Genomic DNA, 13,908 nt, shown 5'->3' on the forward strand with positions numbered 1-13,908 from the left:
CAACGGGATTCCTAGTCCCCGCAGGCATTTGTATTGTAAACAATAAAACAGATTATACAGAAATATATTTCCGGTATCAATCCATTTTCGACAAAATTTTTGTTAAAAATAGAAATTATTTAAGTGTTTAATTTCTATCACAATTTATCATTATATAGAGTTCACAGAAAGATTAAAAATATTTATCATTCATGAAATATTTAAAGGATAAACCTTATTAAAATAGAGATGAAAGAGACACAACTTTGTGGGAGATCTAATGTTGATGAAAAGACAAATAAATATACTATCACGTAGAACAATTGATGTTGCTGCTGGGTCTATTATTATGGCAGTGGGGATTTTTTTATTAGGTGCACTTCACCAGTTTCCTTTAATAGAAAACAATGTGGGGCAGTATTTGATTATTATGCAAGTTCCGATTTGGCTAGTGTTACTTGGACAATTTCTTAAGTCTTTGTTAAACAAAGAATATCGTCGCAATCTTGTTCATTCCCCTATTAAAAGTTTTGCTGCGGGTACATGGATTGCCGGGACATCGGTTACTTGCATATTAATGATAAAGCATATGCCTGAATTGTATTTCGTTGTGCCTTTCTTAATATGGATGAATGTATTAAGTTGGGGAATTTTTATTATATTTTGTACGTTTCAATTTAAAAAGATTATTAAAAAACAAGCAACTAAAGAAGTGCATGGGGCAATTTTACTTTCAACAGTTAGTACACAATCCATTGCTTTGCTTTTACTGAACTATTACCAAAATATAAATAGTTATATTATTGTTTATATCATTTGTATTGGAAGTGTCTTCTATCTGTTTTCTCTAGGATTACTATTTATTCGGTTTAACTCGAACTATTCAATACACGAGTGGAAAAATACCGATTGCATTATACACGGTGCACTTTCCATTACAGGTTTAGCAATGACTCAATCTGGTATATTTCCAATTCAAACGTTAATGATTGTTTGGTACTTGGCGTTTAGTTTGTTTATCGTTGTGGAGACAATAGAAATTATTAGAGGTATCAAAAGAATAAAAGAGTATGGCTTAAAACAAGGGATATTTACGTATCATATAACGCAATGGGCACGAAACTTTACCTTTGGGATGCTGTATTATTTTACTTTTAATTTAGTGAATCGTTTTTCTGAAGTACACCCCCTTTTATTTCAGCAAAGCTTTATAATTTCTCTAGGATGGGTTGTATTTGCGTTATTAATAATTGAACTATTACTATTGATAAATAGTTTTAGAATCCAAAAATAAAAACAGAGATCATCTTATTATAGAAGATCTCTGTTATTTTTCAACGTCAACTTCGCTACAATTTCTACCCTTGCTGTTTGTGGGAACATATCAACAGGTTGAATATATTCCACCTTGTAGATTTTTGTGAGTTCTTGTAAATCCTTGGCGAAAGTTGAAGGGTTACAAGAAGTATATACAAATCGTTTTGGTTGAATTTTCATTACGGTTTTAATAAAACTTGGTGCTAAGCCAGTACGTGGTGGGTCGACAGTAATCACATCAGGAATAAAGCCTTCTTTTCGCCATTTTGCAAGCCATTCTTCGGCAGTTCCTGTATAGTAGCGAGCATGCTTAAATCCATGGTTTCTTGCATTTTTCTTTGCATCATCTACACTTTCAGGTACAACATCCATGCCTCGAACTTCTTTTGCATGAGGGGCTAGCCATAACCCAATAGTACCAACACCGCAATAAGCATCTACAACTTTTTCTTTTCCAGTTAAGTTAGCAGCTTTTTTAATTTCGTCATATAAATGAACCGTTTGCTCAGGATTTAGTTGGAAGAAAGCGCGGGAAGATAAATCAAATGCAAGTTCCCCTAATTCTTCGTGGATTGTTTCTTTACCATGTAAAACAATTGTTTCATCACCAAAAATAAGGGAGGTTTTCTCTCTGTTTATATTTTGAGTAATAGAAACAATACTTGGATCAATCTTTAGCATACGTTCAATCAGTTCTTGTTTATGTGGAAGGTCTTTTCTCGTTGTGACTAAACATACTTGAGTTTCGCCTGTTTTGATTCCAGTTCGTACAACGATTGTTCTTACTAAACCGTCTAAAGTTTTTCCATCATATATTGTGATATTTAGTTTTTGTAATATTTTACGTGTAGCAACGGTAATTTTTGATGTTAACGGATGTTGAACAGCACAATCATTAATATTTAATAATTTATTTGTCCCCTCAGTAAATAATCCTGCGTAAACACGTTTACCTTCTTTGCGTACTTGGAAACTACTTTTGTTTCGATAGTGCCAAGGGTTGTCCATTCCTAACGTTGAACGAACTTCTACCGTTTCAGCTAATGGCTTTACATATTTTTCTAATGCTTGTACAACCATATCTCGTTTTTCTTTTAACTGCCCAGTGTAGGATAAATGCTGTAGCTGACATCCACCACATTCATCATAAATTGCACACAATGGTTCTTGGCGATCCTTAGAAGGTTTACGGATTTTTAAAATTTCAGCCTCAGCAAAATTGCGTTGTACTTTCGAAACTTTCACCGTTACTTCTTCACCAGGTAAGGCACCTTTTACAAAGACAACATTGCGTTTGTAAAACCCAACCCCTTCACCATTTATCCCTAATCGTTTAATCGTTAACGGAAATTTTTGTCCTACTTCCATTAAAACTTTTTCGCTCAAATCGCGTTCACGTCCTTTAATAAGTTCATTTAATCATTATAGCTGAGAGTTTATGTAAAGCAAGTGGAGATATTTTGCTTTGTATAATGATGTTCATTAATATGAATAATCGAATTAAAAGAATTTTTTTGTGGTTTATTTTGAAAATTCATGATATGTTTAATTCAAATTAAATAATTTTATCCTTCGGGGTCGGGTGAAATTCCCAATCGACGGTGATGAAGAAATTCTAAGCCCGTGAGCTAATTATTAGCAGGATTTGGTGCGAATCCAAAGCCGACAGTATAGTCTGGATGGGAGAAGGATGTAAAATGCTATTAAAATAATGATTTTTAATGGTCTTATTTAGTATTGCCATTTTACATTTCTAGTTAATCCCGGACCTTTTTCGGGATTTTTTTATTTAATTTAACCAAACTAAATATATTCGTTTTATCCTTCGGGGTCGGGTGAAATTCCCAATCGACGGTGATGAAGAAATTCTAAGCCCGTGAGCTAATTATTAGCAGGATTTGGTGTGAGTCCAAAGCCGACAGTATAGTCTGGATGGGAGAAGGATGTGGCGCTTTTTGAAAAATTGATTTTCGAAAGGCTTATTTAACTATACCTAAAATAGGTTAGTTATATGATTTCGTAAAAAATTATGTTGTGTATATAGACGAAATCTGACGCATAGAACAACACTCCCAACTCCTAAGGATTCCTTTCTTTAGGGGTTTTTTAATTTATTTAAAAAGAGGTGAGTTAATGTTTACAGGAATTATCGAAGACCGAGGACGAGTCACAGCAATTCAAAAAGATGAAAAAAGTATGCAGCTAACAATTGCTACGAAAAAAATTCTTACTGATGCGAATTTAGGTGACAGTATTGCAGTGAATGGTGTTTGTCTTACAATTACTCATTTTACCGATGAGCAAATGACTGTAGATGTAATGCCTGAAACTGTTAAAGCCACAACGATTCATACCCTGAAATTAGGAGATTATGTTAACTTGGAACGAGCAATGAGTGCAGGTGGACGTTTTGGTGGTCATTTTGTTTCTGGTCATGTTGACGGAGTTGGAACGATTCGAAGTAAAAAACCTGTGTCAAATGCAGTTTACATTGAAATCGAAATTCCTAAAGAATTAGCAGAAAATTGTATTCCGAAAGGTTCCATTACCATTGATGGAACAAGTTTAACTATATTTAAGGTGAGCGAACAGAGTGTAACGGTATCACTTATTCCGCATACTTATAGTGAAACAATTTTGGGGATAAAAAGTGTAGGCGATCAGGTCAATATAGAAACAGATATGCTAGGAAAGTATGTTATGCACCATTTAAGAAAAACTGAAGATAAATCAAATATAACCTTAGACTTTTTACGTCAAAACGGTTTTTAAATTTAAGGTGGTGGTACAAATGTTAAACACAATAGAAGAAGCATTAGAGGATTTAAAAGTAGGAAAAAACATTATTGTTGTAGATGATGAAAATCGTGAAAATGAAGGCGATTTAGTGATATTAGCGGAATTTGCAACTCCTGAAAATATTAACTTTATGGCTACATATGGACGAGGTTTAATTTGTACGCCAATTACAAGACAACTTGCAGAAAAACTACAATTTAATGCAATGGTTGAAAATAACACGGACAATCACCAAACAGCATTTACTGTTAGTGTGGACCATATTGAAACAACGACAGGGATTAGTGCATATGAACGTTCCTTCACGATTTTACAAATCATTAATGAAAATGCAAAACCAGGCCACTTTAGAAGACCGGGCCATGTGTTTCCGCTCGTTGCTAAAGACAATGGGGTATTGGAAAGAAGAGGGCACACAGAGGCAGCTGTAGACTTAGCTACTTTATGTGGGTCTAGCCCTGCAGGTGTAATATGCGAAATTATGGGCGATGACGGAACAATGCTACGTTTAGATGGTTTGGAAAAATTTGCAAAAGAACATGATTTAAAAATCATTTCAATAGAAGATTTAGTTCGCTTTCGTACAAAAAAATTGATGATGGTAAAAGGAGAATAGCAAATGGGGAAAATTTTTGAAGCACAATTAATAGGTACAGATTTAAAAATAGGTATTGCAGTAGGTCGATTCAACGAATTTATCACTTCAAAATTATTAGACGGTGCTCTTGATGGCCTAAAACGTCATGGAGTAAAGGAAGAAAATATTGATATCGCTTGGGTTCCAGGCGCCTTTGAAGTACCATTTATCTCAAAACAAATGGTGAAAACGGGGAATTATGATGCAGTAATTGGCCTAGGTACAGTTATCCGTGGCTCAACTACTCACTATGATTATGTATGTAACGAAGCAGCAAAAGGAATTGCAAAAGTTTCATTAGATACAGATGTTCCAGTGATTTTTGGAATTGTGACGACTGAAAATATTGAGCAGGCTATCGAACGTGCTGGTACAAAAGCTGGAAACAAAGGATATGACTCAGCAGTTTCAGCTATTGAAATGGCGAATTTAAATAGAATGTTTAAATAAAAAAGCGAGGTGTCCAAAAATTTGGACACCTCTTCTTCTCGATAAAGATATTTTAGTAAGTATTGCTTCTGCGGTGGTCGCATCATGATGCCACCATCCTCGGCGCACATTGGCTGTCTCAAAAGTCTTTTCAGACAGCCAATTATTCAGTTAAATTTTCCATTACTAAATCATCTAATGTTCCAAAAGTATAGCCTTCTTTTTTTGCATCTTCAATGAATTTAGGTAGAGCATCTGCATTATGTTTTGCTACGGTATGCAATAGAATGACTGCTCCAGGATGTAGTTGTGTCATTAACTCATCATAAGCATACTCCCAACCAACAGTTGAATCAGCGTGCCAGTCAACAAATGCAGTATCCCAGAAAATGTGCGTATAGCCATGCTCATTACCTACTCTGAGATCGCGTTCACTGAAAATTCCCTTTGGTGGGCGAACGTAATATGTACGTTCAATTCCAGCGACCTCTTTTAGTTTTTCATCAAACTTTTTCCATTCCTTCACAAGTTCTTCATCAGATAATTTAGACATATCGGGATGTCCGTAAGAATGGTTTCCTATTATATGTCCTTCTTTTATCATTCTTTTTACTAAATCCGATGCACTTGTTAAGTAATGTCCTGTTAAAAAGAAGGTTGCTGGCACTTTTTCTTTTTTGAGAGTATCTAAAATGCCTTCCGTATAGCCGTTTTCAAAACCATTATCGAAAGTTAAATAAATTACCTTTTTATTTGGATTTCCTCGATAAAAAGCACCGTGTTCTTTCAATATTGTTTCAAATTTTGCCCCTGCATCTGCTGGCATTCCGTCTTTTGATTTAGTAAAGCCCCAATGATAAGAGTTGGCGCTGGCGATTTCAGGTTTTATAAATGAAAATACGAGTGTAGCGACAATGACACATATGGCAAAGCCGAAAATATGACGTTTTCCCATAACTACTTATTGCCTCCTTTTGTGTTATGTTGTGCGAAATTAATTGCATTATGCGAATTTCTTTATCTAAGTCACCATAATGTGAAAATCCCATCAAAAATGAAATAATACGTGTATACTAACTGTAGAAGGAGTGTTCCTATGCCAGTTATTTCAAAAATAACCCGTCAAAAAAACAATCCAGAACGTTATAATATTTATTTAGATGAAAAATACGCATTTGCTGTGGACGAGTCTACATTAATTAAGTTTGGATTAACAAAAGGAAAAATACTCGAACCATTTGATATTGATGAAATTAATTATGAAGATGAAATTGCAAAAGCGTTTAATCGTGCTATTCAATATTTAAGTTTCCAAATGCGCAGTGAATATGAGGTAAAGAAAAAACTGTTAGATGCAGGATTTGGGGAATCCGTTGTTTTAGAAGCCATTCGTAAGCTTGAAAAAATCGGATTATTAAATGATGAAACCTATTCAAAAGCGTTACTTGAAACGAGGAAAAAAACAGCAAAAAAAGGTCCTCGCGCAATTAAACAAGATTTAATTAAAAAGGGAATCGATAAAGAAACCCAAAAGAAAGTATTAGACTCTTTTACATATGAAGAACAAGTGAAAATAGCCATGGATTTAGCTGAAAAAACAGTACGGGCATATAACAAAAAAACACCGATGCAAATCAAACAAAAAGTGCAGGATGTATTGCTCCGGAAAGGTTATTCCTATTCAGTATTGAACGAAATACTTGACCAAATTCAAATTGAGCGAGAAGATGATGAGTGGCAACAAATGATTGAGCTTCAAGGTGATAAAATTTGGAGGAAATATAGTGCTAAATTTTCTGGAAGTGAGCTATACATGAAAGTAAAACAAGCCCTTTATCAAAAAGGCTTTCCGATAGAAGCAATTGAACAATTTATTGATCAAAAGGAGACAGAAAACGATGAATGAAAAAAGCTATGCAGAAATGACGGAGCAAGAACTACAAGACGAAATTAGAAAGCTTCGAGAAAAGGCAAGAAAAGCTGAACAACTTGGAATTGTGAATGAATATGCAGTTTATGAACGTAAAGCATTAATGGCAGAGGCGTATTTAATTGATCCGAAAACAATTGTGCCAGGTGAAATGTATCGCATAAATGGGGCACCAGGAGAGTTCTTTAAAGTAGAATATTTAAAAGGACGTTTTGCATGGGGTTACCGTTTAGGTGGGGAACGCTATGAAGAGGCATTACCCATCTCAATATTAGCACCGATGAAGGTAGGGAAATAAATGGCTGTAAATGAAATAATCGATCGCTTAACTCAAGAATTGGCCGGCAGAAACCCAAATTTATCTGTAAATAAAGCACGTACTTGGGTAGAACTTCTTTGGTCGGATTTTGAGTCAACTTATGCTAAAGCCGGCTACGATTATCGCGGAGCTGAATATACAGAGCGTATTATTAAACAATGGATAGAAAGCTATGGAGATAAAATCCATGAGTTTGTAAGTAGAAATCCTAAGTATGCTCATTTTTTAGAAGATGATGATAAGTCTTTGCATTAAGACTTTGGATAACTCGTAATGAAGAGGAAAACAGAGCTGTTAAACGTTCAAAATGGTATTCATACCGATGATGAAGACGAAAACGGAGCCGGAAATCGCACAAATTGGTATTCATACCGTTAATGAAGACAAAAACTGGGTTGGAAATAGTTCAAAATGGTATTCATACCGATGATGAAGACGAAAACTGTGTTGAAAATCGTTCAAAATGGTATTCATACCTCTGATGAAGGCGAAATTTGCGCCGGTAATTGTTCAAAATAGTGTTCTTACCGTTGATGAAGACGGAATTTGAGCTGAAAATTGCCCAAAATGGTATTCATATAAATAAAAAATCTTATATCATAAAAAATGGTCTTCATTGCAAATGATGAAGACCATTAATTGTGTAAGCAGTTCATTTTCAAAGTCTCCAGTGCCGTCAAGAGCTAAACAAGCCGCCTCCGCTTTTCTGATTGTCTAGCTACGCGCGTTAGCTCCTCGGCAACTTCAGAATCGCCTTCAAGGGCAAAAAGCGCCCTTTTGTCGATTCTTCCAGTTGCTTTCGGAGCAGAACGAACGCGCTCCGCTTTTCTGATTGTCTAGCTACGCGCGTTAGCTCCTCGGCAACTTCAGAATCGCCTTCAAGGGCAAAAAGCGCCCTTTTGTCGATTCTTCCAGTTGCTTTCGGAGCAGAACGAACGCGCTCCGCTTTTCTGATTGTCTAGCTGCGGCGGCTAGCTGCTCGAAAACTTCAACTCCTTTCTGCATGTGCAAGCACACTTGGCAGGAGTCTCCAGTTTTTTTCGCAGCTAAACAAGCCGCCTCCGCTTTTCCATTGTCTAGCTACGCGCGTTAGCTCCTCGGCAACTTCAGAATCGCCTTCAAGGGCAAAAAGCGCCCTTTTGTTGATTCTTCCAGTTGCTTTCGGAGCAGAACGAACGCGCTCCGCTTTTCTAATCACTAGCACCGATTTGGAGTTTTCGTTGTAGTTTGTCTTCGCTGAATATCCAACCCGTGTAAGAGTTCACGATGTTTAGGTTTTCATCGATATGTGCTACTGCTACGAATGGATAGCGATCATTACTTCGATAGCGTAGATCGATTAAACGCACTTCCGTTAATCCATTATCCACTTCTGAAATTTCCCATCGATAAATTGGTGAAAAAGAGACAAATGCTTGTAAATTGACATCTTCCATAGCTTTATCAACAATTGGTGTTTTGGGAATAGGGTGGATTTCGAATTTATCGTAAATATTGATTGTTCGCCCATATGCAGTTCCTACATAATAATGGGTTTTTGATTTTGCAGCGATACGCCAATTGAAAAAACGCATTGTTGGGGCAACGATGACAAAATCTTCATCTTGGATTGTGTTAATTACAGCTCTTTTCACCGCACTTTGTAAAGCGAAGCGAACGATATAGTAAGCAATTATGATTAAATACATAATTGTAAAAGTTCTCACTGGATCAAAATTGAATACCCAAAGTAGAATTCCGATACAGTGAATACCAAATATGATAGGGTCAAAGGTATTAATTACGCCGAGCGCAACCCATTTTCTAGAGAACGGTCTTAGCGCCTGGGTTCCGTAAGCGTTAAAAATGTCTACAAATACATGCAAAAATACGGCTAAAAATGTCCAAAGCCACAGATGTAAAACATTCGCTTCTTGGAAAATTAACGATAAAACAACAGTAATTCCAATTGGCCATAAAAGAACGGCTGGTATAGAATGGGTTATACCGCGGTGATGTCTTATATAGACTGCATTATTTCTAAGTTTTAATATTGTATCTACATCGGGTGCTTGTGATCCGAGTATCGTTCCAGCCATAACTGCTCCGAATGTCATTGAGTGATTTGCGACAACTGGATCAACTAAAGCTAAACCACCTAATGCAACGCCCATTACTAAATGAGTTCCTGAATCCAAAATATCAACTCCTTGTAAACGCAAATGTTTAATAAAAAACATCTGCTACTCGGGAATGCATGTTTAATATTCCAAATGCTTAAGTTTAAAAAAGCATTTTCTGTAAAATTAGAAGTTTTTTGTAAAATTTTCATCAATCAATATGACTATATTATACCCTTTTTAATTAAAATAAAATCGAAATCTGTCGGAGGTAAGTGTGAATTATAAATATAAAGAACAATTTCGACAAAATTTAGTTGAATGGTTTCAAAGAGAGAAAAGAGATTTACCGTGGAGAAGAACTTCTGACCCTTATAAAATATGGGTTTCTGAGGTAATGTTACAACAAACACGCGTAGACACAGTAATCCCTTATTACAATCGTTTTTTAGAAAAGTACCCAACACTAGAATCGTTGGCCTATGCACCCCAAGAAGAGCTATTAAAAATGTGGGAAGGGCTTGGCTACTATTCGAGAGCTCGTAATTTACAAGCAGGAGTTAAAGAAGTTGTTGAAAAGTACAATTCAGTGGTACCGGATAATCGGCACGACATATCCAAGCTGAAAGGTGTTGGACCGTATACAGCAGGAGCAGTTTTAAGTATTGCCTATAAAAAGCCCGAACATGCAGTAGATGGGAATGTTATGCGTGTTTTAAGTCGAGTCTTACATATTGAAGAAGATATCGCGCTTCCGAAAACAAAGAAAGTTTTTGAAGAGGTGGTTGAGATGTTAATTGATCATGAACATCCTGGAGATTTTAATCAGGGGTTAATGGATCTTGGTGCCATGATTTGTACACCGACTTCTCCCAAATGCTTATTATGTCCTGTGCGAGATTACTGTATTGCCTTCCATGAAGGTGACATGGACAAGTTACCTATAAAGACGAAAAAAACAAAGACGAAGAAAGTACAGTATAAAGTTTATGTTGCCATTAATTCGGATGACCATTATTTATTAGAGAAACGTCCAAGTGAGGGGTTGCTTGCAGACATGTGGCAATTTCCGATGATTGAAATAAAAGATGATATGAATTCCGAAGAACAGTTTACAACTCACTATGGAAGTAGAATAAAAAAAGTACTTAATAACACTTTACTTTCCTTTAAACATATTTTCTCCCACTTAACATGGGAAATGGAATGTTCCTTAGTGAAAGTTGAACTAATTTCAGAAATTCCTAGTAATGCTGGGTTCTACTCAAAGGATGAAATAAAAAAATTACCGATGTCAGTGCCAATGCAGAAGATTGTGAATGTTCTGAATTAATTTATTTTATTTTTTGTCGAATAATCTCGACCATATCAGACCATCATATTTAGCATGGAGGTGATTGATATGGCGAGAAGAAATAACAACAATAACAATAACAACGAATTCCGTAACAACAACAATAACAACAATAACAACAACAATAACAATGAAGAGTTCGCAGTTGACCAAGACTTCCAACAAGTACGTCAACAAAACCAAAAACAAAACCAACAAAACAACCAACGCAATAATAACCGTAATAACAACTAATGATGACAACATCTTAATTAGACGTTGAAGTCAATTTAAGGTATAGACATTTTTGTGTCTATACCTTAAATTTTACCTAAAACAACTTACATTTATACCCTTTTTGAATGTAAAATTTTCTCAGTATCCGTTTAATTTTATTTATTTTTACAGGTATTGTGAAAATATGTTCTTCATGCTACAAGTTTTTGTGAACCATTGTTATAATATACCTAATAGACTGTTACAGGTGAAAGCAATAGACGAAAAGGTGGGCAATACAATGGCAATACCGAGAGAAGGAGAAACGATACAAATACATAGCTATAAGCACAATGGTCGCATCCACCGTGTCTGGCAAGAAACGATGGTATTAAAAGGTACGAAGAACATATTTATCGGTGCAAATGAACGGACGCTTGTGACAGAATCAGATGGACGAACATGGTTAACAAGAGAACCCTCAATATGCTATTTCCATGCGGAACATTGGTTTAATATTATCTGTATGTTAAGAGAAGATGGAGTTTACTACTACTGTAATATGAGTTCGCCCTTTGTGTTCGATAATAATGCAATCAAGTATATCGACTATGACTTAGATGTAAAAGTGTTTCCGGATATGTCGTATACGTTATTAGATGAAGATGAATATGAATTGCATAAAAAAGAAATGGGCTATCCAGAAGTTATTGATAAAATTTTAAAACGTAATGTTAATAAGTTAATCAGCTGGATTAAACAAAAAAGAGGGCCGTTTGCACCCGATTTTATTGAGGTTTGGACAAATCGATATTCTTTCCATAAAGAAATGCAATCTAATGAAAAAATTTAAGTCTACTGTTTTCAGTAGGCTTCTTTTAATGTACATGAAAAGAAAATAGCGTATAGTTTTCATGTGTACTTAATTGGGCACAACTAATTAAATACTGGCAAGGAACACATAAGGAAGTGAATCTAATTTGAGCAGTATAAATCGTTACATGAGATTTGTAAAACCGTACAAGTGGGAAATTATCATAACGATTATTATAGGTATATTAAAGTTTGCCATACCATTGTTTATTCCTATTTTAATCAAAATTGTTATTGATAATATAATTGGAGCCCCAAATTTAACAGATGCTGAAAAAATGAGGGCATTGTTATATTGGCTAGGTGGAACAGTGATACTATTTTTTATTATTCGACCGCCAATTGAATATTACCGCCAATATTATGCACAACATGTCGGAAATAAAGTGTTATTTGATATCCGCCAAGAACTTTTCGGCCATCTTCAAAGATTAAGCTTAAAATATTATGCAAATACTCGCGCGGGTGAAGTTATCTCCCGTGTGATAAATGATGTAGAACAAACGAAGAACTTCATTATGATTGGCTTAATGAATTTATGGTTGGATGTCGCTACGATACTTATTGCAATAGGTATTATGTTAGCAATGGATGTGAAATTAACAATCGTTTCAATCATTTCACTACCATTTTTCGCAATCAGTGTGAAGTATTTCTTTGGTCGATTAAGAGATTTAACACGAAAACGATCACAAGCCTTGGCCCATGTTCAAAGTTATTTGCATGAACGGGTTAGTGGAATCAGCATCATTAAAAGTTTTACATTAGAAAAACATGAGCAAAAAATCTTTGATAAAGAAAATGGTCAATTTTTAGATGCAGCTTTGGACCATACCAAATGGAATGCGAAATCTTTTGCTGTTGTAAATACAATAACAGATATTGCACCATTACTAGTTATTGGTTATGCAGGTTTTGAAGTAATTAATGGTAACTTATCTGTTGGGACAATGGCTGCCTTTATTGCCTATATCGAAAGACTTTATAGCCCCTTACGCCGTTTAGTGAATTCATCTACTACATTAACTCAATCTATTGCATCAATGGATCGTATGTTTGAACTGATGGATGAAACTTACGATGTTCAAGACAAGCCAAATGCTAATACATTACCTCCTGTTAAAGGAAGAGTAGAGTTTGAAAATGTTGAGTTTCAGTATGAAAAAGATGGTCAAATGATATTAAAAAACGTCAATTTTACTATTAACCCAGGTGAAACAGCTGCCTTTGTTGGAATGAGTGGTGGTGGAAAATCCACAATCGTAAGTTTAATCCCTCGTTTCTATGACGTTACAAATGGTGCAGTTAAGATTGACGGAAATAATGTTACGGATGTATCCATTAGTTCTTTACGTTCACAAATCGGGATTGTGTTGCAAGACAACATCTTATTTAGCGATTCCGTTAAGCAAAATATTTTAATGGGTAATCCAAATGCAACAGATGAGGAAGTTATTGCTGCAGCAAAAGCGGCAAATGCCCATGATTTTATTATGACATTGCCAAATGGATACGACACAAAAGTAGGAGAGCGCGGAGTAAAGTTATCAGGCGGTCAAAAACAACGAGTTGCGATTGCACGAGTATTTCTGAAAAATCCTCCAATTTTAGTGTTGGATGAAGCAACTTCTGCTTTAGACTTAGAAAGTGAAGCACTTATCCAAGATTCACTGGACCGTTTAGCAAGCAATCGTACAACGATCATCATTGCTCACAGACTATCAACGATTACTCACGCAGATAAAATCTTTGTAATCGATCATGGCGAATTAGTAGAACAAGGTAACCATGAAACATTAATGGAAAAACAGGGAGTCTATTATGATCTCTTCCAAATTCAAAAATTAGACTAAAAAGGTTCTATATTAATTGTTGGGGTTTGCCTACAATTTATGAAAAACAAAATGCACAACATCACCTATTTTTCTATACTTGAGTTGACTAGAAACAAGCAGAAAAAGGTGAGTTGTGCATTAT

General features: G+C 35.4%; 13 protein-coding genes, 1 pseudogene and 2 riboswitches. Of the genes and pseudogenes, 11 read left to right on the top strand and 3 right to left on the bottom strand.

What is annotated here, in order from left to right; genetic code table 11:
* Positions 1 to 265 precede the first annotated feature (265 nt).
* A complete protein-coding gene (locus tag D8M03_RS03315; protein ID WP_121213249.1) occupies positions 266 to 1,273 on the top strand; it encodes a TDT family transporter in 1,008 nt (335 codons plus the stop codon).
* A gap of 17 nt (positions 1,274 to 1,290) precedes the next feature.
* On the opposite strand, the gene rlmD is transcribed toward D8M03_RS03315, so the two are convergent.
* Entirely contained in the window at positions 1,291 to 2,664 is a 1,374-nt protein-coding gene (gene rlmD / locus D8M03_RS03320) for a 23S rRNA (uracil(1939)-C(5))-methyltransferase RlmD (protein ID WP_414674142.1), read from the bottom strand.
* Between the two features lie 196 nt (positions 2,665 to 2,860).
* Positions 2,861 to 2,991, top strand: a riboswitch (FMN riboswitch).
* Between the two features lie 122 nt (positions 2,992 to 3,113).
* Positions 3,114 to 3,244, top strand: a riboswitch (FMN riboswitch).
* 185 nt (positions 3,245 to 3,429) lie between these two features.
* On the opposite strand from rlmD, the gene ribE reads away from it, so the two are divergent.
* The 3 genes and pseudogenes from ribE to ribH all read left to right on the top strand — a co-directional run bounded on the left by ribE (position 3,430) and on the right by ribH (position 5,182).
* Complete coding sequence (ribE, locus tag D8M03_RS03325; protein ID WP_121213251.1) at positions 3,430 to 4,068, top strand: riboflavin synthase; 639 nt, start codon at positions 3,430 to 3,432, stop codon at positions 4,066 to 4,068.
* 19 nt (positions 4,069 to 4,087) lie between these two features.
* Positions 4,088 to 4,708 (top strand): annotated as a pseudogene (ribB, locus tag D8M03_RS03330) (3,4-dihydroxy-2-butanone-4-phosphate synthase); the annotation flags it as partial.
* A gap of 6 nt (positions 4,709 to 4,714) precedes the next feature.
* Complete coding sequence (gene ribH, locus D8M03_RS03335) at positions 4,715 to 5,182, top strand: 6,7-dimethyl-8-ribityllumazine synthase (protein ID WP_121213253.1); 468 nt, start codon at positions 4,715 to 4,717, stop codon at positions 5,180 to 5,182.
* 142 nt (positions 5,183 to 5,324) lie between these two features.
* On the opposite strand, the gene pdaA is transcribed toward ribH, so the two are convergent.
* Complete coding sequence (gene pdaA / locus D8M03_RS03340; protein ID WP_121213254.1) at positions 5,325 to 6,116, bottom strand: delta-lactam-biosynthetic de-N-acetylase; 792 nt, start codon at positions 6,114 to 6,116, stop codon at positions 5,325 to 5,327.
* A 141-nt stretch (positions 6,117 to 6,257) separates the two neighbouring features.
* Here pdaA and recX point away from each other — a divergent pair, with 141 nt between their 5' ends.
* Genes recX through D8M03_RS03355 form a run of 3 tightly spaced genes read left to right on the top strand, consistent with a single transcriptional unit; the run spans position 6,258 to position 7,665 of the window.
* Complete coding sequence (recX, locus tag D8M03_RS03345; protein ID WP_121213255.1) at positions 6,258 to 7,067, top strand: recombination regulator RecX; 810 nt, start codon at positions 6,258 to 6,260, stop codon at positions 7,065 to 7,067.
* On the top strand, positions 7,060 to 7,389 hold the full coding sequence (locus D8M03_RS03350) for a YfhH family protein (protein ID WP_121213256.1): 330 nt from the start codon (positions 7,060 to 7,062) through the stop codon (positions 7,387 to 7,389). Before recX ends, D8M03_RS03350 begins: the two co-directional genes overlap by 8 nt.
* Positions 7,390 to 7,665, top strand: coding sequence for a YfhJ family protein (locus tag D8M03_RS03355; protein WP_121213257.1), 276 nt, complete (start codon positions 7,390 to 7,392; stop codon positions 7,663 to 7,665). It abuts the gene before it with no gap.
* A gap of 935 nt (positions 7,666 to 8,600) precedes the next feature.
* On the opposite strand, the gene D8M03_RS03365 is transcribed toward D8M03_RS03355, so the two are convergent.
* On the bottom strand, positions 8,601 to 9,587 hold the full coding sequence (locus D8M03_RS03365) for a metal-dependent hydrolase (RefSeq protein ID WP_121213259.1): 987 nt from the start codon (positions 9,585 to 9,587) through the stop codon (positions 8,601 to 8,603).
* Between the two features lie 199 nt (positions 9,588 to 9,786).
* Between D8M03_RS03365 and mutY the strand changes: the two genes are divergently transcribed.
* The 4 genes from mutY to D8M03_RS03385 all read left to right on the top strand — a co-directional run bounded on the left by mutY (position 9,787) and on the right by D8M03_RS03385 (position 13,784).
* Positions 9,787 to 10,842, top strand: a complete 1,056-nt coding sequence (gene mutY / locus D8M03_RS03370) for an A/G-specific adenine glycosylase (RefSeq protein ID WP_121213260.1) — start codon at positions 9,787 to 9,789, stop codon at positions 10,840 to 10,842.
* A 69-nt stretch (positions 10,843 to 10,911) separates the two neighbouring features.
* Entirely contained in the window at positions 10,912 to 11,097 is a 186-nt protein-coding gene (locus tag D8M03_RS03375) for a hypothetical protein (RefSeq protein WP_121213261.1), read from the top strand.
* A 262-nt stretch (positions 11,098 to 11,359) separates the two neighbouring features.
* A complete protein-coding gene (gene ntdP, locus D8M03_RS03380) occupies positions 11,360 to 11,911 on the top strand; it encodes a nucleoside tri-diphosphate phosphatase (protein ID WP_121213262.1) in 552 nt (183 codons plus the stop codon).
* 127 nt (positions 11,912 to 12,038) lie between these two features.
* Positions 12,039 to 13,784: an ABC transporter ATP-binding protein gene (locus D8M03_RS03385; protein ID WP_121213263.1), complete on the top strand. Its 1,746-nt coding sequence runs from the start codon at positions 12,039 to 12,041 to the stop codon at positions 13,782 to 13,784.
* Positions 13,785 to 13,908: the final 124 nt, after the last annotated feature.

Source organism: Ureibacillus endophyticus (assembly GCF_003628435.1).
Lineage (GTDB): Bacteria > Bacillota > Bacilli > Bacillales_A > Planococcaceae > Ureibacillus > Ureibacillus endophyticus.

What these genes read in the sequence shown, in the direction of transcription:
- pdaA (WP_121213254.1), bottom strand. Translation starts at nt 6,116, where the DNA reads ATGGGAAAACGTCATATTTTCGGCTTTGCCATATGTGTCATTGTCGCT.
- recX (WP_121213255.1), top strand. Translation starts at nt 6,258, where the DNA reads ATGCCAGTTATTTCAAAAATAACCCGTCAAAAAAACAATCCAGAACGT.
- D8M03_RS03350 (WP_121213256.1), top strand. Translation starts at nt 7,060, where the DNA reads ATGAATGAAAAAAGCTATGCAGAAATGACGGAGCAAGAACTACAAGAC.
- ntdP (WP_121213262.1), top strand. Translation starts at nt 11,360, where the DNA reads ATGGCAATACCGAGAGAAGGAGAAACGATACAAATACATAGCTATAAG.
- D8M03_RS03375 (WP_121213261.1), top strand. Translation starts at nt 10,912, where the DNA reads ATGGCGAGAAGAAATAACAACAATAACAATAACAACGAATTCCGTAAC.
- ribH (WP_121213253.1), top strand. Translation starts at nt 4,715, where the DNA reads ATGGGGAAAATTTTTGAAGCACAATTAATAGGTACAGATTTAAAAATA.
- D8M03_RS03355 (WP_121213257.1), top strand. Translation starts at nt 7,390, where the DNA reads ATGGCTGTAAATGAAATAATCGATCGCTTAACTCAAGAATTGGCCGGC.
- D8M03_RS03315 (WP_121213249.1), top strand. Translation starts at nt 266, where the DNA reads ATGAAAAGACAAATAAATATACTATCACGTAGAACAATTGATGTTGCT.
- rlmD (WP_414674142.1), bottom strand. Translation starts at nt 2,664, where the DNA reads ATGGAAGTAGGACAAAAATTTCCGTTAACGATTAAACGATTAGGGATA.
- ribE (WP_121213251.1), top strand. Translation starts at nt 3,430, where the DNA reads ATGTTTACAGGAATTATCGAAGACCGAGGACGAGTCACAGCAATTCAA.